A 21620-nucleotide genomic window follows, 5' to 3' on the forward strand; every position below is an offset into this window, starting at 1 on the left:
ATAATTTTTTCTATAACAAACTAAATTTCCTTGTTATTTTAGTGAGTAATGAATGAATTTTTCCCCACAGATGTATTAGTCATATTAAATTAAGTCATAGAACAATAACACTTACATAACGTATATGAATATAAGCCTGCTGAAAGGTGTCAGCTTGGCATTTTCGTGATTTAGATCACTTTATTTAATTCCTATTTTGTTAATCTATTCTTAACTGATAGACAGGATTAATAAGATTTTTAAGCCAATAGGCGATGATGAGCAGCGTTATTATTAGAATTATCTATACTTTCACTTTTAGGCAGTCTTTTTCGCCCAGTTTGTCGATACATTGCTCATTGGCTTAAAAAGTTTAACATTTATCAGGAGTAATCTATATGTCTGTAACTAACGTTACCGAACTCAATGAACTCGTTGCTCGTGTCAAAAAAGCTCAACGCGAATTCGCGACTTTCTCACAAGAAAAAGTTGACGAAATATTTCGTGCTGCTGCTCTCGCTGCCGCTGATGCACGTATCCCCCTAGCAAAACTCGCTGTTGAAGAATCTGGAATGGGTATTATTGAAGATAAAGTGATAAAAAATCATTTTGCTTCTGAGTATATCTATAATGCCTATAAAGACGAAAAGACCTGTGGGACTTTATCTGAAGACCCAACATTTGGGACAATAACGATTGCAGAGCCTATCGGTATTATTTGTGGCATTGTGCCAACCACTAACCCAACCTCAACTGCAATTTTTAAATCATTAATTAGTCTAAAAACACGTAATGCCATTATCTTCTCTCCACATCCACGTGCGAAAAATGCAACCAATCGTGCAGCTGAAATAGTACTTAATGCCGCTATTGCTGCAGGTGCACCAAAAGATATTATTGGCTGGATTGATTCCCCTTCCGTTGAATTATCCAATGCATTGATGCACCACGCTGATATTAACCTGATTTTAGCGACAGGTGGACCAGGTATGGTTAAAGCAGCCTATAGCTCTGGTAAGCCAGCGATTGGTGTCGGCGCGGGTAATACCCCTGTTGTGATTGATGAAACAGCAGATATCAAACGTGCTGTTGCATCTATTCTTATGTCAAAAACCTTCGATAACGGCGTTATTTGCGCCTCAGAACAATCCGTTGTTGTTGTGGATGAGATCTACAACCAAGTTCGTGAGCGTTTTTCCAGCCATGGCGGCTATTTACTGCAAGGTAAAGAACTTAAAGCGGTTCAAGAAATCATTTTGAAAAATGGTAACTTAAATGCTGCCATTGTGGGCCAACCTGCTGTTAAAATTGCCGAAATGGCGGGCATCACTGTCCCTATCACGACTAAAATCTTGATAGGTGAAGTTAAAGTTATTGATGATTCAGAACCCTTTGCCCATGAAAAACTGTCCCCGCTCTTAGCCATGTATCGTGGTAAAAACTTTGAAGATGCCGTCTCCAAAGCTGAACAATTAGTCGAAATGGGAGGGATTGGCCATACTTCTTGCTTATACACCGACCAAGACAATCAACATGAACGAGTGAACTACTTCGGCCAAAAAATGAAAACAGCACGTATTTTAATTAATACGCCGGCCTCGCAAGGTGGTATTGGTGACTTATACAACTTCAAACTAGCTCCTTCTCTCACATTGGGTTGTGGCTCTTGGGGGGGTAACTCTATTTCCGAAAACGTCGGGCCAAAACACTTGATCAACACTAAAACTGTGGCGAAGAGAGCTGAAAACATGTTATGGCATAAACTACCAAATTCAATCTACTTCCGTCGTGGTTGCCTACCTATCGCCCTTGAAGAGATTGCAACTGACGGTGCGAAACGTGCCTTTATCGTCACTGATGGTTATTTATTTAATAATGGTTATGTTGATGAAGTAGTCAATGTACTCAAAAAACACCACATTGAAACAGACGTATTCTTTGAAGTTGAAGCAGACCCAACATTAACAGTTGTACGTAAAGGCGCTGCCCAAATGCAAGCATTCAACCCTGATGTTATTATTGCATTAGGTGGTGGTTCACCGATGGATGCAGCGAAAATTATGTGGGTCATGTACGAACATCCTGAAACACACTTTGAAGAGCTCGCGCTACGCTTTATGGATATTCGCAAACGTATTCACCGTTTCCCTAAAATGGGCGTTAAAGCGAAACTAGTTGCGATTACAACTACTTCGGGTACTGGCTCTGAAGTTACGCCGTTTGCGGTTGTGACTGATGATAAAACAGGTCAAAAATATCCATTAGCGGATTACGCACTCACCCCGAACATGGCTATCGTTGATGCAAACTTAGTCATGAATATGCCTAAATCTTTAACTGCCTTTGGCGGTCTAGATGCAGTGACCCATGCATTAGAAGCTTATGTTTCAGTGCTAGCTAACGAATTTACCGATGGCCAAGCGCTTAAAGCATTAAGTTTATTAAAAGATTATTTACCTGCCAGCTATCACGAAGGTGCTAAAAACCCTGTCGCTAGGGAGCGTGTACATAATGGGGCTACCCTTGCAGGTATTGCATTTGCGAATGCGTTCTTAGGGGTATGTCACTCAATGGCACATAAACTAGGTTCAGAGTTCCATATTCCACATGGCCTCGCCAATGCCCTATTGATTTGTAATGTCATCCGTTTCAATGCGAATGACAATCCAACTAAGCAAACAGCCTTTAGCCAATATGACCGTCCTCACGCACGTCGACAGTATGCTGAAATTGCTGATCATCTCGGTTTAACTGATTCAGGGGATCGTACAGGCGCTAAAATTGAAAAATTATTAGCATGGCTTGATGAAATAAAAGCAGATTTAGGCATTCCAAAATCTATTCGTGAGACAGGGGTACCTGAAGCAGACTTCTTAGCTCGCGTAGATAAACTATCTGAAGATGCATTTGATGACCAATGTACTGGTGCTAACCCAAGGTATCCATTAATCTCTGAAATTAAACAATTATTATTGGATTCCTATTATGGTCGTGATTTTGTTGAGCATTCAACAGCACCTGTTACCGAACATATAGAAAAGAAAGTTCCTCAGAAAAAAACAGCTGAAAAGAAAACCACTAAAAAATAATTTATTTATAGATTATTAAATTAGCAAAGGCACTGTTATAGAAACAGTGCCTTTTTTGAGGACTTAAAATGAGTTGCGGCGTACTAAATATTAACGTTGATATATATGATTTTTACTAATAGCTAGTTTTATATCACCTTCTACTCGCATAACGAGATTATAATAATTATTTTATTTCCATACACGTAACTATATAAAACTACCTAAAATGAATTGGTTTTTTAGGAATTATCCCTTCATTCATCATTTGCGCTTGTTTTATTGCTTCTGAATAGTGTTTACGACAAACAGATATATACTTTTCATTACCGCCTATATCGACCTGAGCACCCTCATATACAGCAATACCATCACTTCCTATACGTAATACCTTATTAGCCTTACGCCCACAGTAGCATACGGTTTTTAGCTCAACCAATTTATCTGCCCATGCGAGTAAATATTGACTGCCTGCAAATAGTTGCCCAGCAAAATCAGTGCGAAGTCCATAGCACAAAACAGGGATATCCTCGTTATCAACGATGTCACATAATTCTTCAACTTGTTTTTTTGTTAAAAACTGACATTCATCAATAAGGACACAATGCACTTTCTGTAACTGATTTTCGCGCTTAATAACCTCTGCCATATCCGTCGTTGTTGAATAAACCAACGCTTCAGCAGATAAACCAATACGCGAGGATACTTTCCCCTGAGCAAAGCGATTATCTATCTCTGCTGTGAAAATAACGGTACGCATCCCTCTTTCATTATAGTTATACGATGATTGCAATAACGACGTTGATTTGCCTGCATTCATTGCTGAATAATAAAAATAAAGCTGAGCCATCTGGCTGTTTCCTCACAATTAATATACGCAATAATTTTACCATAAAACATATCGTTAGATTAACAAAATGACACTATCTCACTTTACTTATTGAAAATTTAACCCTTTTTACAATTATTTTGCTTCTTATCGCTAATAAAGCTTACCTTATATACAATAAAAACCAATTTGATATTAACTATAAACCGTATCAGCTAAAGCATGTTAAGCTAAAATTCATCATCAAAAAAAGAAAATTTAAGTTAGTATCCCCCTTCAATTCATTCTGAGTAAAAGTAGAATGCGACTTTCGACAAGCACTGCGAAATATTAAATCACAAAGTTTTTTTCTTATTGCTATTTTTTTCATTAGTTCAGTTATTGATAATAGCGGTATATATATCTACGAAAGTTTTATTTTTCTTTTGTAAAAAAATTGCATTCGTAAAAGATAACTTTTAAACTAGAGAAGTAATTTAGCTATTGCAGAATTTAAAATAGCATTCTATTATTACTGTACACATGCCAACAAATAATTTGAGACCAGGAAAATGAGCGAATCATTAAAAGCGTTAAATAACATCCGTACTCTTCGTGCTCAAGCTCGCGAAGTAACTTTAGAATCGTTAGAAGAAATGCTGGAAAAATTAACCGTCGTTGTTGAAGAACGTCGTGATGAAGAAAACCAAGCTCGTGCAGAATTAGAAGAACGTAACCGTAAACTGGAAAAAGTTCGTGAAATGATTCTTGAGCAAGGCGTAGATTTAAATGACCTTCTGCAAACAATGGATTCAGGTAAAGGCACAAGCACTCGTGCTAAACGTGCAGCTCGTCCAGCTAAATATAAATATGTTGATGAAAATGGTGAAACTAAAACGTGGACAGGCCAAGGCCGTACTCCAGCTGTAATCAAAGTTGCCATTGAAGAACAAGGCAAATCATTAGATGATTTCTTGATCTAATCGCCTAATCTTTTATTCCAAACACCCTTTTTAAAAGGGTGTTTTTGTTTGTACCTTTATATATTATTTTATATTAGCCTCTAGCTACAAAGTCTCTTAACCATTATAACCACTACCTCCCCCTACAATTCTTGCTTAATTTATAGCCTCTAATAGGTATTGCACTAATCATCAAATATTTACAATTAAATAAAAACGCCAAGGTAAAGATTTGTAATTTTAATTAGACATTATTAAATTCAAAAGCAATTGTTTAATGTGACTGAGTGCTATTTTTATCGCACTGCATGGAGGTAAAATTAACAACGAGTAGAAAAGCCGCTTCTACTCCTTAATACTTAATCTTTATAGTTAATAGTTCATCTCTATCTATAAAAAAGGCTAACTTGTCTAGTTAGCCTTGAATTAATTTACTGAAATAAGTTTTCTATTTCGGCGCGTTCAATGAAGCCGACAATTCTGTCAACCACTGGGTAAAGTCATCTCCTAAAGTGTCATGTTGCATTCCATATTCAACAAATGCTTTCATGTAACCTAGTTTATTTCCACAGTCATGACTTTTACCACATAAGTGGTAAGCCTCTACAGGTTCATTATTTTCCATCATTAATGCGATTGCATCAGTTAGCTGTATTTCATCACCAGCACCTGGGACTGTTTTTGCTAATGCGTCCCATATTTTTTCAGATAAAACGTAACGACCAACAATAGACAAATTGGAGGGGGCTTCTTCACGACTTGGTTTTTCTACCATGCGAATAATTTTTTTGCTGTCCCCCGGTTGCAGAACTGCGCCATTACAATCAACAATACCGTAATTGGAAACTTCTTGCTCGGGCACAGGTTCAACCAGAATTTGGCTAGCCCCCGTAGATTCGTACTGTTCTAGCATTTCACGTAGATTAAATTTTGTTAAATCCGTGCTATAACGGTCTAAAATCACATCAGGTAAAATGACAGCAAATGGCTCTTCACCCACTAATGGTTTTGCACATAAAATAGCATGCCCTAACCCTTTCGCAATCCCTTGACGTGTTTGCATGATAGTAACATGACTTGGGCAAATAGATTGCACCTCATCCAATAACTGGCGCTTAACACGCGCTTCCAATATGGCCTCTAACTCGAAGCTAGTATCAAAGTGGTTCTCAATTGAGTTTTTTGATGAATGGGTAACCAAAACTATCTCATTGATCCCAGCAGCAATACACTCATTGACTACATATTGAATGAGCGGCTTATCAACAATCGGTAGCATCTCTTTTGGAATAGCTTTTGTTGCCGGTAGCATCCGCGTCCCTAAGCCCGCAACAGGTATTACAGCTTTACGCACCTTGCGTTGTGTCATTAGTCATAACTCCAGATAATATCTACGCATCTTAGCCCCATAGTTCAAATATGTTAGCGATGCATTTCAAGTGCGCGGAAGTATATCAGGAAATTATCCCAAATAAATAGTGACGAGTCCGAATGCGGCTATTTAAAACGCGTTATCAACACTTTTTAAGAATGAATTAATTTTCAGGATTAAACATTAGTTTTATTTTTTGGCTATTATTGCGTATTAAACACTGCCAGACAGCCCCTTTTATCTCCAAATGATTCGATTGATAAAACTTGAGTGTCCCAAGTGGCAGGTTTCTTGCCAATTTAAAATGAGAGTTTTCTGTCGTTATATCGGCTTCTAACCCAGCACTAGCCATAATGATCGAATTATTTTGCGTGTTAAAATACCCCAACAGTAAAGGGAATTGCCCATTAAAACCGGAATCTTCCAATAAATGATTTATCTGATTAATAATCCTATCAATATTTGGTAGTTTTTTATCTGGATAGCTAACGGCGCTTTTCAATAAATCATTAAATACAACCCGGATTAAAAAAGCAGCCATGACGCCTTCTTGATGGGACCGCTCCGTATCTATACAGTAAAAACCAATTTGGCTATCTGAAATAGCGGCTAAGTCTAACAACAGACCAAACCGATTAGCTTCATTAAGTTGGCGATAATTAATTCTATAACCATTAATTATTTGGTGTACTGGCGGCTGCAATTGCTTCAAGACGGTAAGCATGTCTTGCGGATTGTTTTCCATCAATGCAGAAATATTATCGCCGATTTGTTCGGATAAGTCGTCTTGCTCAGGATACAACGCTGAAAGGATGGTAACTTTAACTTCATCTAAATTTTTTATCGGTTTTAATAACGCATCTGTCGCCCCTAAACGGAACATTCTGTCTAATTGCGTAAAATCAGTGGTTGCTGTAATGACTATCACCGGAATGTTAATATTTCTAGCAACTAACTCCCGCATAAATGCTTCGCCATCCATAACTGGCATATTTAAATCACAAAGAATGATATCAGGTTCTATATGGCTTATTGTGATCATTTCTATTGCTAATTGACCATTTTTTGCGGTATAGATCTCTATCCCTAATGTCTCAAGGTAGTTTTTTAAGATTGTACAGAAGGTGATTTCGTCTTCTACTATCAGTATTTTTCTATTTTTCATAAGATACCTACTGCAATGACCTGGTTTAATTAACAATACTATTATTCATACTATAAAATTATTTTTCACCCACAATTTAAGTATAGTGATTTTTCAATCTTATACTTATTTTTATCGAGAGTGTTATGCCATCACAAGCAAAAGATAGATGTTGCTGCGGTAATGAAGCACAATTTGAACATTGTTGCTCACCTTTTTTGCGAGGCTTGTCAATTCCTCAGACACCTGAGCAACTCATGCGCTCACGTTACAGCGCCTATGTACATCACAATGTTGATTACCTTATTGAGACATGGCACCCCGATTGCCATGCCGAGGAATACCGTGAAGAGCTAATCAATAGTTTTATACAGACACAATGGCTAGGACTTTGTGTTATTAGTTCTTCTTATGCTAAAAATCCTGATGAAGGCTATGTCGAATTTTCGGCTTGCTTTATTGATGAAAAAGCTGATCATAAACAACTTATTCATGAACGTTCCCGTTTTATTCGGATAAATTCGCGTTGGTATTATATAGATGGCATAACACCAAAAGTGGGTCGTAATGACTTATGCCCTTGTGGTTCTAGCAAAAAATATAAAAAGTGCTGTAATCCAAGTTAGCTATCGCTCGTTTATTTACTTGTATCAACGCAAATTTAACACTCAGTTTGTCATTAGCTTTATTATATAAGCTTTGCTAGTTAAGGATTAGACAGTTTCATGCAACACAAAAATGTACAAAAGAAAATTCTCAGGACAATTTGCCCTGACGCGAAAGGACTTATCGCGAAAATCACCAATATTTGCTATAAACACCAGCTCAACATTGTACAGAATAATGAGTTTGTCGATCACCGCACAGGCCGTTTCTTTATGAGGACCGAACTGGAAGGGATTTTTAACGATGAAACTCTATTAGCAGACCTTGACGATGCATTGCCTGTGGGTTCTAAACGCGAATTAAACGCAGCTGGACGTCGTCGCATTGTTATCATGGTCACCAAAGAAGCTCATTGCCTTGGTGATTTACTCATGAAGAGTGCTTATGATGGCTTAGATGTTGAGATTGCCGCTGTTATAGGTAACCATGACACCTTGAAGAACTTGGTCGAGCAATTTGGCATTCCATTCCACCATATTAGTCACGAAGGTTTAACCCGTGAACAACATGATGAAAAAATGACAGCTCAAATTGACCAGTATCAGCCTGATTATGTGGTTCTGGCCAAATATATGCGTGTTTTAACACCAGAATTTGTTCAGCATTATCCAAACCAAATTATCAATATTCACCACTCATTCTTACCTGCGTTTATTGGTGCTAGACCTTACCACCAAGCCTATGAGCGCGGGGTAAAAATTATTGGGGCAACAGCGCATTTTGTAAATGATAACCTTGATGAGGGACCAATCATTACACAAAACGTGATTAATATAGACCATACATTCACTGCTGATGACATGATGCGTGCTGGCCGAGATGTTGAAAAAAATGTACTTAGCCATGCATTATATTGGGTATTAGCTCAGCGTGTATTTGTATATGGTAACCGAACGATTATTTTATAAGTCAAAAACTGGCTTAAACAACAATAAATTGTTGATATTACAAGCGTTAAGAACAAAAAAACAGCAAACGAGTATTTTATTGTAAATTAATGCTTTACAGCGGCGCGTCATTTGATATGATGCCGCCCGCTGTGAACGATTACAGCAATACAAAATTAGGTGGGATACCCAAGCGGCCAAAGGGAGCAGACTGTAAATCTGCCGTCACAGACTTCGAAGGTTCGAATCCTTCTCCCACCACCATTCAGTTATATTCACCTCCCAGTTTATCAACAACGCCCATAAAGCGATTTAACACACTAGAATGTGATTTTGACTTATAGACATAACATTCACTTTGCCCTAGAAAATTATTTATTGATACGTATATCAATGACTTATCAATTAACTCTTCTTCAGGATAATGGTCAGTAATGCCAATAAAGTCACCATCTTGAATAAAACTTTGACAACAACCGATATTGTCCATTTGTCTTACGCTAATCTTGTTATCGGTGGTCTCAATTTTTTTTAATAACCCACTCATTAGCGAACTTTTATAAAATGCAGGGTCACATAACCAAGTGTTTTTTTGTAATAGCTCAATAAGGTTATAATGGTATTTTTCATATAGTTCTTTACGACAATATATACCCAATGGTGAGTTCTCTATTTTTTTTTGTAATGAGAAACGCTCACTAACAACTTCCTCAGAACTAAGAATAAGTGTATTACCATCATAATCAACAATCTCATCCACTTCATCATAATTAAACCTCAATATATTAACTTGTACATTATTGAGGTGAGCTGCTTGATATAAATTGATTAAGTGCCCTTCTTTTCCCCAGTCATAATAAATATTAGCCTCATTAACAATGTAGCCTGAAAAATGTTTTTTAGTAATTTCTTTCTCCTGTAAATAAAGATCCCTAAGATCATTATAAAGTTCCTGGCCATCCTTAGTTAATGTCATTCCAAATTTTTCTCTCTTAAAAAGCCGTTTACCTAAACTGGTTTCGAAATCCTTGATTGACTTCGCTATGGGAGGTGTCGTACGGTTCATCACCCTAGCAGCCTTGCTTAACGAGCCATTTTCCACAACCGCCATAAACGCCTCTAATTTTCTTGAAAAGAACATATCTATGACCCCATTCTATTATTAAAATGTTAATCAACAAGAGTAATTATATAAGTCAAAAAATGTTGATTAGCCCATAATTCAACTCACCAAATAAAAAGACAATCTTAATTTTTTTATTGAATGAGTAACAATATTTCATAAAGGTATTTTTATAATTTCCAACATAGCAAAGCAATATATTATACTGTTTAGCTTAATTATTTTTTATGGCTAGACTATTAAATCACATTAAAATACAAATAACCAACTGACTTTAAATGAAATTAAATATACTTAATTAAGATATTATTTAACATACCTTAATTTTCAATAAAAAATAAATTAGTCATAATTCACCCAATTAACAATAATAGATAATTAAAATTGTTGATATTAATTTATATAATATACAGTATCAGTCAAATGTATTACCTACTGCTATTATTACAGTAGTCTACATAATTTATTTTTGAATTAAAGTACGCTATGTAGGGTTATACAGTGTGGTCATCATCTGTTAGAATCTGAGGCAATAATCATTAAAGCATAGGTGATAAAAAAACCATGAAATTCATATCATTCAACATTAATGGCCTGCGAGCTCGCCCTCACCAACTTGCCGCTATTATAGAAAAACATCAACCAGAAGTCATTGGTTTACAAGAAACCAAGGTCCATGATGATATGTTCCCTTATGAGGAAGTGAGCCAACTGGGCTATCATGTTTTTTATCACGGTCAAAAAGCACATTACGGTGTTGCGCTACTCACTAAAAATGAACCTATCGATGTACGAAAAGGTTTTCCAACTGATGATGAAGATGCCCAACGCCGTATTATTATGGCTGATATTCACACAGAGCGGGGGCCATTAACGGTAATTAACGGTTATTTCCCTCAAGGGGAGAGCCGTGACCACCCAACGAAATTCCCAGCCAAAGAAAAATTCTATCAAGACTTACAGCACTATGTAACGTCGACACAAACAGCTGACTCCCAATTATTAATTATGGGGGATATGAACATCAGTCCAACCGATTTAGATATTGGTATTGGAGATGTTAATCGCAAGCGCTGGTTAAAAACAGGTAAGTGTTCATTTTTACCAGAAGAACGTGAATGGCTAGATAACCTACTGGGCTGGGGGTTAGTCGATACTTACCGCGCGAAGAACCCGGATGTCAATGACTGCTACTCCTGGTTTGATTACCGCTCAAAAGGTTTCGATGATAACCGTGGCTTGCGGATAGACTTATTACTCGCCTCTAACAAGTTAGCTGAGCGTTGTATTGCAACAGGGATTGATTATGACATTCGTGGAATGGAAAAACCGTCAGATCACGCCCCTGTATGGTCTGAGTTTAACTTAACCAAATAATTCTTTAACACCGTACACGGCAAGTAAAAGGTGCTATATAGCACCTTTTACTGTATTAGTTACTCGACTTTCTTTTTAGTTTTCTTGCTTGTTTTCGTTGCTTTCTTCCCGCTTTTTGAAGGCGGTGGAGGTAACTCTCTAAATGTACGCAAATTCGTAAATTGGCGAGCATGATGAATTAATTGCACCAGCGTTTGGCTTAGTGGCTGCATGAAATCATCATAACGTGATTGTTTTTCACTGATTTGAGTCAGAACAGACTCCCAATGTGCGGTCATATCCGGTAAAGTCGCCATATCTGGCAACACATGAATTAATGCTCTCCCAGCAGGCGATGAATGAATATAACGCCCTTTTTTATATAAAAATTGCCGTTTAAATAATAGGTCAATAATTCCAGCACGCGTCGCTTCAGTACCAAGGCCATCAGTTTCTCGCAATACTTTTTTTAATGCTTTATCTTGTACAAAACGAGCAATTCCTGTCATAGCAGACAATAAAGTAGCATCAGTAAAAGGCCTTGGTGGTTGTGTTTGCCTTTCGACAACCTCCCCTTTTTCACACAGAAGTTCGTCATTTTTACTCACGATGGGTAAAGGCATACCATCATTTTCAGCGTCCCGCTCTTTATTTCCTAAGACAACTCGCCAGCCTGCTTCAGCTAAAAAACGCGCTTTAGCGATAAACTTACCCTTTTCAATTTCTAAATCAATTGTACATTTACGATAAACCGCATCAGCCATAAATTGAATAATATACTGCCGCGCAATCAGTTGATAAATATTACTTTCATTCTCTGTAAGTTTTACCGCAGTGGCTTTTGCTGTAGGAATAATCGCATGGTGAGCATCGACTTTTTTATCATCCCAACAACGGTTTTTTTTATCTAACTCTGGGAGTTCAAATTCAGTGAGTAACGGCTGATGCACTGCTATTGCATTTAATACACTATGGCGACCAGCGAAATGTTCATCAGGTAGATAACGACTATCTGAACGCGGGTAGGTAATTAATTTATGCGTTTCATATAAACGTTGGCAAATATCCAAGACTTCCTGTGCACTGAGTGCATATTTTTTGGCTGCTTCAATTTGCAGAGCTGACAAAGAGAAAGGTAAAGGAGCAATCTCAGTTTCACGTTTATCTTGGTACTGTGTGACTATCGCCGGCTTACCTTCAATACGCGAAACGACATGCTCCGCTAAAGGCCGATGAAATAAGCGCCCTTCTTCATCCTGAAAATCGACACACGACTCACTAGGTTGCCATACAGCAACAAAACGCTCATCTTGCGGAGTCACAATGTGTGCTTTAACTTCAAAGTAGTCTTTCGGAACAAAGTTTTCTATTTCTTCATCGCGCCTGACCACCAGCCCTAAAACTGGTGTTTGCACCCGACCAACAGAGAGAACACCTTGATAGCCCCCCCGTTGCCCCAATAAGGTATACGCTCGAGTCATATTGATGCCGTAGAGCCAATCAGCTCGTGCTCGTGCCAATGCTGACACACACAGAGGGATAAACTCACGATTTTCTCTTAAGCGGTCAATGGCCCGCTCAACAGCCTGTGGATTAAGGTCATTAATCAAGCAACGTTTTACGCTTTTGCGTTTTTCTGAATCAAGCTTTAAAAAGTCGAGTACCTCATCAACCAGCAACTGTCCTTCTCTATCGGGGTCTCCTGCATGGACAACGACAGTTGCTTGTTTAAGCAGCGCTTCAATCGTTTTTAATTGTTTGGTTACCGCGGAGCGCGGCTTTAATTGCCACTTATCGGGGATAATCGGCAAATCTTGCAAATTCCAACGCGCATACCTAGGTTCATAGGCATCGGGTTCTGCCTGCTCCAAAAGGTGCCCTATGCACCAAGTAACAGTTTGACCATCACCACATTGAATAAAACCATCACCACGCTTATGTGGTTTCGGCAGTACATCAGCAATAGCCCTTGCAAGGCTCGGTTTTTCCGCAATAAACAAACGCATGAATTAATCTATCACTTCAACTAAAGGAACATTGTCCTGATGGGGTAATAATTTCCCGATAGACTGTAACAAAACACCTTGTTGCTGTGCAATCTCTTTAATTTTAGAGACTTCTGAAGGTTTGACGGCAATAAGTAAACCGCCAGATGTTTGAGGATCACACAGTAAGTTACGTTGCATATCACTCATTGGGCCAATAAGATGCCCATAACTATCAAAATTCCGTGATGTCCCACCAGGAACACAACCTGCCTCGATATATTTCTCAACATCCGTTAATTTAGGTACTTTGCTAAAAGCAATCTCAGCGCGGACACCAGAACCTTCACAGATTTCACTTAAATGCCCCAACAAGCCAAAACCCGTCACATCAGTCATCGCGGTTACTCCATCAAGAGGAGCAATCTCAGCACCCAGTTTATTCATCTGGCACATAGTTTCAGCTGCCAAATGTTGGTGCTCCTCAGCAAGAACCCCTTTTTTCTCCGCAGTAGTTAATACGCCAATCCCCAAAGGTTTCGTTAAAAATAGCTCACAGCCTGCTATTGCTGCGCTATTTTTCTTCACGTACTCGGTATTAACGACGCCAGTAACTGCGAGACCAAAGATAGGTTCAGGTGCATCAATTGAATGCCCTCCAGCCAGGGATATCCCAGCATCCGCACAAGCGGCACGTCCCCCCTCGATAACTTCACGTGCAACTTCCGGTGGTAATTTAGCGATTGGCCAACCTAAGATTGCAATCGCCATAATCGGTTTACCACCCATAGCGAAAATATCACTTATCGCATTAGTCGCCGCAATACGGCCAAATTCAAACGGGGAATCAACAATTGGCATAAAAAAGTCAGTGGTACTAATGATGCCAATGCCATTGCCTAAATCATAAACCGCAGCGTCATCTTTAGTTTCATTACCAACTAACAAATGGGGGTCGTGAAATTTAGCTTGTTCTGTATGTAAAATTTGTTCTAAAACCTTTGGTGCGATTTTGCAGCCGCAACCTGCACCATGGCTATATTGTGTTAGTCTAATTTTCTCAGTCATTATTGTTCTCTTTAAAAATAAGTTACAAATCCTGTCATATCAGGGGCTTGTACTTTTGCAGGTGCTTTAAGTTCAGGTGTCCCCAAATAAAGAAAACCAACAATTCGGTCGTTTTCGCCACAGCCTAAACCTGCACGAACGACCGCATCTTCAGTCCATGAACCAGAACGCCAAATTCCACCAAAACCCTGTGCAACTGCAGCCATTTGCATAGCTTGTACTGTGCAACTTGCTGCAACCAATTGTTCCCACTCAGGAATTTTAGGATGCTGTTTTAGCTTTGCAATCACAGTAATAATTAATGGCGCTCTAAAAGGTGCATTGCGAGCTTTTTCTTCAACATCCTCGCCTAACTGCCCTTCAATTGCCGCTTTCTCAAGCAGTTCACTGAAGCGTTTAATGCCATCATCTTTCATGATCACAAAATGCCATGGTTTCAATGCGCCGTGATCAGGTGCTCTCATCCCTGCTGCAAGTATATTATCAAGCTGTTCACCTTGTGGGGCTGGCGTTTTGAGTCTAGAAGCTGAACGGCGGTTCAACAAAAGGGTTAAAGCATCCATGGTTGTCTCCGATTAAGAGTAAACTGATATGATAATCATTCAATTAGATAATTATACCAATACTATATTTAGTTTAAGCCTAAGAGAAAATCGCCTACACTATATAACCATTAATTATTGAGTAAATTACGTTATAAATTCATTGAATTGTATCATTTGTCACTGGTGAAAAATATAATTGAGATATTGTACCTTGTGTAACACAATTTTGTTATGCATAAAAACCGCTTTCAGTGCCAAGTAATTGTATTGATTAATACTAACCGACTGAAAGTGAGAAATGATGATCGGGTTGCGGATTGGCTTTAAGGCCATAGCTTTTCGTTCATCTAACAAAGGGCTTACACCTTATTTATACTAAATACAATTTTTAATAGTATCCAAATAGTTTGTCCTCCAAACTGGCAGTCAGTGAATTAATGTCACCTTGGGGAGCAAAATAGGCAGGATAGGAGAGAAAATGCGTCAATTATGGGACATCATCGCTACCATTTTTAAAATTAGCTGGCGAGCGTTAAATTTTATCCGAGAATTTGTTTTCAATGCTATTTTCCTAGTGTTGTTTTTTGTTGTGATTGGCTCAATTGCCCTTTATCAATCAGATTCTCAACCCGAGAAAAACTATTTCGGGGCATTGTATGTCGATTTGCAGGGTGTGATTGTTGACCAAGTCTCCGCTCCTGATCCATTCGGCCGTATGAGTCGTGAGTTATTAGGCACCTCAAATAGCCGTATGCAAGAAAACTCCTTGTTTGATATTGTCGATACCATTCGTACCGCAGCTAGCGATGACCGCATTACAGGGATGGTATTACGTTTAGATAACTTAACGGGGGCTGACCAGCCTTCTTTGGCTTACATCGGTAAAGCCATTAACGAATTCAAAGCTGCTGGGAAATCTGTCTATGCTGTTGGTAACAGTTATAACCAGTCACAATACTATCTCGCAAGTTTTGCTGATGATATTTATTTAACACCACAAGGCACTGTAGGGCTTTATGGCTTTGCGACTAACAGCATGTACTATAAGTCGCTGTTAGAAAGGCTTAAGGTTAGTAGTCATATATTCCGTGTGGGGACTTACAAATCTGCTGTTGAGCCACTCATGCGTGACGATATGTCACCAGAGGCACGCTTAGCCAATCAACAGTGGTTAGATGCCTTATGGAACAACTATTTATCTGAACTTGCCACAAATCGCAAAATGACCAGTGCTCAAATTTTCCCGGGTGCAGATGCGATATTATCGCAATTACGTGCTGTTAAGGGCGATAACGCTCAGTATGCGTTAAAACAACGGTTAGTGGATAAACTATATACAAATGAACAAGTTGAAGATTTGCTCTCTAAGCATTTCGGTTGGAATAAAGAAGATAAGCAGTTTAATAATATCAGTATTTACGATTACTCAGCGAAAATAGCCGATACAACTGCAAGCCAAGGGGGGAATATTGCTGTAATCGTTGTTCAAGGTGCGATTATGGACGGCCCTCAAACTGCGGGTATTGCAGGTGGAGACACCATTGCAGCTCAAATTCGTGATGCTCGTCTAGATGATAATATTAAAGCCATTGTATTACGCGTTAATAGTCCTGGTGGTAGTGTTAGTGCATCTGACCTGATCCGTAGCGAACTCGCTTCTGCTCATGCGGCAGGGAAACCTGTTGTAGTCTCAATGGGGGGCATGGCCGCATCTGGGGGCTATTGGGTATCGACGCCTGCTGATTATATTATTGCGAGCCCTAGTACTTTAACGGGTTCAATTGGTATTTTCGGTGTTATCAATACGTTTGAAAAATCATTAGATTCTATTGGCGTCTATACCGATGGGGTATCCACATCTCCCCTTGCAGATATTTCACTAACCAAAGGGATTAGCCCACAATTTGCCGATATGATGCAAATTACTATTGAAAATGGTTATGATACATTTATCGGTTTGGTCGCTAAATCACGTCACAAAACCCCTGCTGAAATAGACAAGATTGCTCAAGGCCGTGTATGGATAGGTCAGGATGCGCTCAAAAATGGCCTAGTTGACCAACTCGGTGATTTTGATAATGCCGTTGATAAAGCCGCAGAACTAGCTAAACTCACTGATGTTAAGCTAGATTGGATGAAACCTGAGCTGACTTTTATGGATCAACTGCTACTTGAATTAACCACCAATGTTCAAGCCGCAATGCCGGATGTACTACAAGTATTCCTACCTCCCGCAGTCGCTACGGATATTCGCCAGCAAGCACAATTTTTCCTAAAAATGAATGACCCGCAAAATCGCTATGCATTTTGCCTTAACTGTGCTGAAATCAACTAATCGCCCCTTTTCCCCTTCAACTTGTTTGAAGGGGATTTATCTCACAATCTAGTTAACTACCTAATTTAAACCTAGCAATTAGCAACTTAACGATAGTAATACACCAATAAATACGTCAAAATCCTAATAATCATTTTTCTTCACTGCGCAGTGATAATTTAGGTAATAAGATGCAAAAAAAATCAATTTATGTCGTCTACACAGGTGGAACCATTGGCATGCGCCATTCGCCACAAGGCTATATTCCTGTTTCTGGTCACCTACAAGCGCAATTGGCACAAATGCCCGAGTTTCACCGCCTTGAGATGCCTGAATTTACCATTCGCGAACATCAACCTCTGATAGACTCCTCGGATATTACACCAGAGGACTGGCAACTTATCGCCGATGATATTTCCGAGAATTACTCCCTATATGATGGCTTTGTGATTTTGCATGGTACGGATACCATGGCATTTACGGCTTCTGCATTATCATTTATGTTTGAAAACTTGAAAAAACCGGTGATAGTGACAGGGTCACAAATACCCTTAGAGGCACTGCGTTCAGATGGGCAAACTAACTTATTAAACGCCCTATATCTCGCCGCAAATTATCCAATAAATGAAGTTGGGTTATTTTTTAATAATAAGTTGTATCGTGGTAACCGTACCGTCAAAGCACATGCGGATGGTTTTGATGCCTTTAGTTCCCCAAACTGTTCCCCTTTAATGGAGGCAGGGATAAATATTCGCTCATTTAATACATGTCCAGCTCCCATTGGCATAGGCGAATTTAAAGCTCACCGGATTACCCCTCAACCTATTGGTGTTGTTACTCTCTATCCTGGCTTATCCATTGAGATTGTGCGTAATATTCTTCAACAACCCGTCAAAGCACTTATTTTACGTTCTTATGGCGTGGGTAATGCCCCTCAACAGCCCGAACTCTTGCGAATACTACGCGAAGCAACTAATAGAGGAATTATTGTGGTCAACCTGACACAATGTATTTCTGGCCGAGTCAATATGGAAGGGTATGCGACAGGTCACGCACTAGCAGACGCCGGGGTAATCAGTGGTTATGATATGACATTTGAGGCAGCATTAAGTAAATTGCATTACTTACTCAGCCAAAATTACACACCTGCATTAATTCGTGAATTAATGCAAAATAACTTACGCGGTGAACTGAGTTACGCTGATGACTAAATACTGGGGGCACAATGAAAACAGCTTTATTGTTAGTCGATTTACAAAATGATTTTTGTACTGGCGGGGCATTAGCCGTTAATGAAAGCGAACATGTCATTGAGGTCGCTAATAAAGCCATTGCACACTGTACACAACAACGCATCACCATTATTGCCAGCCAAGATTGGCACCCCGCCACACACTTGAGCTTTGCTGTTAATTCAGGAACAAAAGTCGGTGAGATAGGCAAACTCAATGGCCTTGACCAAGTTTGGTGGCCAGTACATTGTGTGCAAGGTGAGCTTGGCGCTAATTTTCACCCACGATTGAACCAGCAAGCCATTGAACAGGTGTTTACCAAAGGTGAAAACCCGCAAGTCGATAGTTACAGTGCTTTTTTTGATAACGATAGAGTCAGCCAAACCCAGTTACATGGGTGGCTACAGGCTCAGAATATTTCCCATCTAATAGTCATGGGGATTGCCACTGACTATTGTGTGAAGTTCACAGTATTAGATGCATTAAAATTAGGCTATACGGTTGATGTCCTCACCGATGGGTGCCGAGGCGTTAATTTAGCTGCTGATGATAGCTTAAAAGCACTGCAAAGTATGGAAAAGGAAGGTGCGAAGTTAATCACCCTTGCCGACCTAAATTAAGACAATATTTGTGTATATACAAGTTTTCTCAAATACTTATCACAATGATAATGCTGAGAAAACTTGTTGTGACCCTGTCACTCGCGCAATGGTATTTTTATTATTCTTTCGATGACTAATTCTTACCTACCCTATTCATCATTATTTTGTGGCTTCAATGTTGCTAACATTTCACCTTGGAATAAGGCTTTCAGTTCTTGTTTGCTTTTCATCGTAATTTCACCATCAGTCCCAACAGTCATATGCTCTGGGTTATGGTTGTTCCGTGATTGCCACAACAATACCATTTGCAAACTGTGCTCTTTTTGCTCGCGAGTCAATGCAACGCCATCAGGCCATTTACCTAACTCAACCGCTGTCACTAGACGCTCATAAATCTCTGGGGTCATCGCCGCTAGTAGTTGCTCAAGTTGTTCTGGGTTTACTTCAACACTCACCGTAATGCTCCTTAAAAAGATAATGTATTCGTATTTGGTTATTATTATTTTTGCCCATATAGCTGAATCGTTATTGCTATGGTATTTTTTTCAACTTCAGCTTGCTTCAGCTCACTAACCACGTACCTTTTCGCCTCCCTCATCATCCAAAAAGCTTAATGATGCTGAATTAATACAATAGCGTTGGCCCGTCGGCTCTGGACCATCAGGAAATACATGCCCCAAATGCGCATTACAGTTCTGACAACGTACCTCAATACGGTGCATCCCGTGAGAAAAATCCTCAATGTATTTAATGGCGTCATCATTGATGGGTTGGTAGAAACTTGGCCACCCGCAGCCCGCGTCAAATTTAGTCTCAGACATAAATAAAGGTGAACCACAGCACAGACATTCATACACACCATCTTTACGGTTATGCAATAATTGCCCACTAAATGGGGGCTCGGTACCCGCCTGTTGCGTGACATAACGCTGCATTTCATTTAGCTCTGAAATATCAATGCCTTGTCTTTCTTTACTTGACATAATTTACCCATGTATTTAAATAAATAGAGAGTTTAATTACTATCATACATCAATTTCAATCAACAAAAAATTAACAACATTTTCTGTAAAACTATTCTAAACTAAGAAGCATCTTACTTTCCGTTTTGATTTGTGAACCCTATCACATATATCACTGATAGATGGTTTCATTATGCTGCACAATCCCGATAATACGTGCGGCTGTATTTGTCACTAAAGTGGCTGACAAATAAGCAGTTAGTGGTATCAGAATTGATTTTTTTCAATAATTGACACGATTCCGCTTGACGGCTGGCAAGGTTTTGGTAACTTTAACTACAACTTAATTCACGAATAAATAGCTGGTGGAAATACTATGACTATCAAAGTAGGTATTAATGGTTTTGGTCGTATTGGCCGTATCGTTTTCCGTGCTGCACAAGAGCGTTCTGACATTGAAATCGTTGCTATCAACGACTTGCTTGATGCAGAATACATGGCTTACATGCTGAAATACGACTCAACTCATGGTCGTTTCAACGGTACTGTTGAAGTTAAAGATGGTCACCTAGTTGTAAACGGCAAAAAAATCCGTGTGACTGCAGAAAAAGATCCTGCAAATCTGAAATGGAACGAAGTCGGTGTTGATGTAGTCGCTGAAGCAACAGGTATCTTCCTGACTGACGAAACAGCGCGTAAACACATCCAAGCAGGCGCTAAAAAAGTTGTTCTAACTGGTCCTTCTAAAGATGACACCCCAATGTTTGTTATGGGCGTTAACCACAAAGCATACGCAGGTCAAGAAATCGTTTCTAACGCTTCTTGTACAACTAACTGCTTGGCTCCACTGGCTAAAGTTATCAACGATAAATTTGGTATCGTTGAAGGTCTAATGACAACTGTTCACGCAACAACTGCAACTCAAAAAACCGTTGATGGCCCTTCACATAAAGACTGGCGTGGTGGTCGTGGTGCTGCTCAAAACATCATCCCATCTTCAACTGGTGCTGCTAAAGCAGTAGGTAAAGTTATCCCTGAACTGAATGGCAAACTGACTGGTATGTCTTTCCGTGTCCCTACTCCTAACGTATCTGTTGTTGATTTAACTGTACGCTTAGAAAAACCAGCAACTTATACTCAAATCTGTGATGCTATCAAAGAAGCAGCAGCAGGTGAGTTAAAAGGCGTTCTGGGTTATACTGAAGACGATGTTGTATCAACTGACTTCAACGGTGAAAAACTGACTTCAGTATTCGATGCTAAAGCAGGTATCGCTCTGAATGATAACTTTGTTAAGTTAGTTTCTTGGTATGACAACGAAACTGGTTACTCTAACAAAGTATTAGACTTAATTGCTCATATCTCTAAATAAGCACTGTTAAGCAACAAGTCTGATTGAGCCGCCAATATGGCGGCTCTTTTGTATCTGTATTGAATATAAAATTAACGCTTCATAATTTTGCCTTCTTCGCTTATCGTTAATACCATTATTCGATACGCTATCAATATGACTTGTTTTAAAATGAATGTTATTCACTACGCTTGAA

The 21620-nt window shown here is 39.1% G+C and carries 18 protein-coding genes and 1 tRNA gene; 10 read left to right on the forward strand and 9 right to left on the reverse strand.

The window, feature by feature from the left end; all coding sequences use genetic code 11:
* The first annotated feature begins 377 nt into the window (after positions 1–377).
* Entirely contained in the window at positions 378–3068 is a 2691-nt protein-coding gene (gene adhE, locus ACHB7C_RS03965; protein WP_042843639.1) for a bifunctional acetaldehyde-CoA/alcohol dehydrogenase, read from the forward strand.
* Positions 3069–3267: 199 nt separating this feature from the next.
* On the opposite strand, the gene ACHB7C_RS03970 is transcribed toward adhE, so the two are convergent.
* Positions 3268–3897, reverse strand: a complete 630-nt coding sequence (locus ACHB7C_RS03970; protein WP_048607277.1) for a thymidine kinase — start codon at positions 3895–3897, stop codon at positions 3268–3270.
* A 530-nt stretch (positions 3898–4427) separates the two neighbouring features.
* Between ACHB7C_RS03970 and hns the strand changes: the two genes are divergently transcribed.
* The gene (hns, locus tag ACHB7C_RS03975) at positions 4428–4838 is read left to right on the forward strand and encodes a histone-like nucleoid-structuring protein H-NS (protein WP_042843638.1); all 411 of its coding nucleotides are present in this window, start codon (positions 4428–4430) and stop codon (positions 4836–4838) included.
* A 427-nt stretch (positions 4839–5265) separates the two neighbouring features.
* Here hns and galU read toward each other — a convergent pair whose 3' ends face one another.
* Together galU and rssB are read right to left on the reverse strand one after the other, a co-directional pair.
* On the reverse strand, positions 5266–6186 hold the full coding sequence (gene galU / locus ACHB7C_RS03980; protein ID WP_042843637.1) for a UTP--glucose-1-phosphate uridylyltransferase GalU: 921 nt from the start codon (positions 6184–6186) through the stop codon (positions 5266–5268).
* Between the two features lie 166 nt (positions 6187–6352).
* Positions 6353–7354, reverse strand: coding sequence for a two-component system response regulator RssB (gene rssB, locus ACHB7C_RS03985; protein ID WP_042843635.1), 1002 nt, complete (start codon positions 7352–7354; stop codon positions 6353–6355).
* Between the two features lie 125 nt (positions 7355–7479).
* Between rssB and ACHB7C_RS03990 the strand changes: the two genes are divergently transcribed.
* The 3 genes from ACHB7C_RS03990 to ACHB7C_RS04000 all read left to right on the forward strand — a co-directional run bounded on the left by ACHB7C_RS03990 (position 7480) and on the right by ACHB7C_RS04000 (position 9150).
* On the forward strand, positions 7480–7959 hold the full coding sequence (locus ACHB7C_RS03990) for a YchJ family protein (RefSeq protein ID WP_129465960.1): 480 nt from the start codon (positions 7480–7482) through the stop codon (positions 7957–7959).
* 99 nt (positions 7960–8058) lie between these two features.
* On the forward strand, positions 8059–8907 hold the full coding sequence (purU, locus tag ACHB7C_RS03995) for a formyltetrahydrofolate deformylase (RefSeq protein ID WP_042843633.1): 849 nt from the start codon (positions 8059–8061) through the stop codon (positions 8905–8907).
* A gap of 158 nt (positions 8908–9065) precedes the next feature.
* A tRNA-Tyr gene (locus ACHB7C_RS04000) sits at positions 9066–9150 on the forward strand.
* 1 nt (position 9151) lies between these two features.
* Here the strand turns inward: ACHB7C_RS04000 and ACHB7C_RS04005 are convergent.
* Positions 9152–10027, reverse strand: coding sequence for a LysR family transcriptional regulator (locus ACHB7C_RS04005; protein ID WP_042843632.1), 876 nt, complete (start codon positions 10025–10027; stop codon positions 9152–9154).
* A 546-nt stretch (positions 10028–10573) separates the two neighbouring features.
* On the opposite strand from ACHB7C_RS04005, the gene xthA reads away from it, so the two are divergent.
* Positions 10574–11386, forward strand: a complete 813-nt coding sequence (gene xthA / locus ACHB7C_RS04010) for an exodeoxyribonuclease III (RefSeq protein WP_042843631.1) — start codon at positions 10574–10576, stop codon at positions 11384–11386.
* 59 nt (positions 11387–11445) lie between these two features.
* On the opposite strand, the gene ACHB7C_RS04015 is transcribed toward xthA, so the two are convergent.
* Genes ACHB7C_RS04015 through ACHB7C_RS04025 form a run of 3 tightly spaced genes read right to left on the reverse strand, consistent with a single transcriptional unit; the run spans position 11446 to position 14981 of the window.
* Positions 11446–13371 carry a DNA topoisomerase III gene (locus tag ACHB7C_RS04015; RefSeq protein WP_042843630.1) on the reverse strand — a complete coding sequence of 642 codons (1926 nt, stop codon included), beginning with the start codon at positions 13369–13371 and terminating at the stop codon, positions 11446–11448.
* Positions 13372–13374: 3 nt separating this feature from the next.
* The gene (selD, locus tag ACHB7C_RS04020) at positions 13375–14418 is read right to left on the reverse strand and encodes a selenide, water dikinase SelD (RefSeq protein WP_042843629.1); all 1044 of its coding nucleotides are present in this window, start codon (positions 14416–14418) and stop codon (positions 13375–13377) included.
* Positions 14419–14429: 11 nt separating this feature from the next.
* Positions 14430–14981: an NAD(P)H nitroreductase gene (locus tag ACHB7C_RS04025; protein ID WP_042843627.1), complete on the reverse strand. Its 552-nt coding sequence runs from the start codon at positions 14979–14981 to the stop codon at positions 14430–14432.
* Between the two features lie 460 nt (positions 14982–15441).
* On the opposite strand from ACHB7C_RS04025, the gene sppA reads away from it, so the two are divergent.
* The 3 genes from sppA to pncA all read left to right on the forward strand — a co-directional run bounded on the left by sppA (position 15442) and on the right by pncA (position 19129).
* Positions 15442–17298, forward strand: coding sequence for a signal peptide peptidase SppA (gene sppA / locus ACHB7C_RS04030; protein ID WP_042843626.1), 1857 nt, complete (start codon positions 15442–15444; stop codon positions 17296–17298).
* Positions 17299–17468: 170 nt separating this feature from the next.
* A complete protein-coding gene (ansA, locus tag ACHB7C_RS04035) occupies positions 17469–18488 on the forward strand; it encodes an asparaginase (protein WP_395346455.1) in 1020 nt (339 codons plus the stop codon).
* 14 nt (positions 18489–18502) lie between these two features.
* A complete protein-coding gene (pncA, locus tag ACHB7C_RS04040; protein ID WP_042843624.1) occupies positions 18503–19129 on the forward strand; it encodes a bifunctional nicotinamidase/pyrazinamidase in 627 nt (208 codons plus the stop codon).
* Positions 19130–19260: 131 nt separating this feature from the next.
* Here pncA and ACHB7C_RS04045 read toward each other — a convergent pair whose 3' ends face one another.
* Both ACHB7C_RS04045 and msrB read right to left on the reverse strand, forming a co-directional pair.
* On the reverse strand, positions 19261–19566 hold the full coding sequence (locus tag ACHB7C_RS04045; RefSeq protein ID WP_042843623.1) for a YeaC family protein: 306 nt from the start codon (positions 19564–19566) through the stop codon (positions 19261–19263).
* 114 nt (positions 19567–19680) lie between these two features.
* On the reverse strand, positions 19681–20094 hold the full coding sequence (gene msrB / locus ACHB7C_RS04050; RefSeq protein WP_042843621.1) for a peptide-methionine (R)-S-oxide reductase MsrB: 414 nt from the start codon (positions 20092–20094) through the stop codon (positions 19681–19683).
* A 355-nt stretch (positions 20095–20449) separates the two neighbouring features.
* Between msrB and gapA the strand changes: the two genes are divergently transcribed.
* Complete coding sequence (gene gapA, locus ACHB7C_RS04055; protein WP_004911198.1) at positions 20450–21445, forward strand: glyceraldehyde-3-phosphate dehydrogenase; 996 nt, start codon at positions 20450–20452, stop codon at positions 21443–21445.
* Positions 21446–21620: the final 175 nt, after the last annotated feature.

The organism is Providencia sp. 2024EL-00732, from assembly GCF_044006275.1.
GTDB lineage: Bacteria > Pseudomonadota > Gammaproteobacteria > Enterobacterales > Enterobacteriaceae > Providencia > Providencia huashanensis.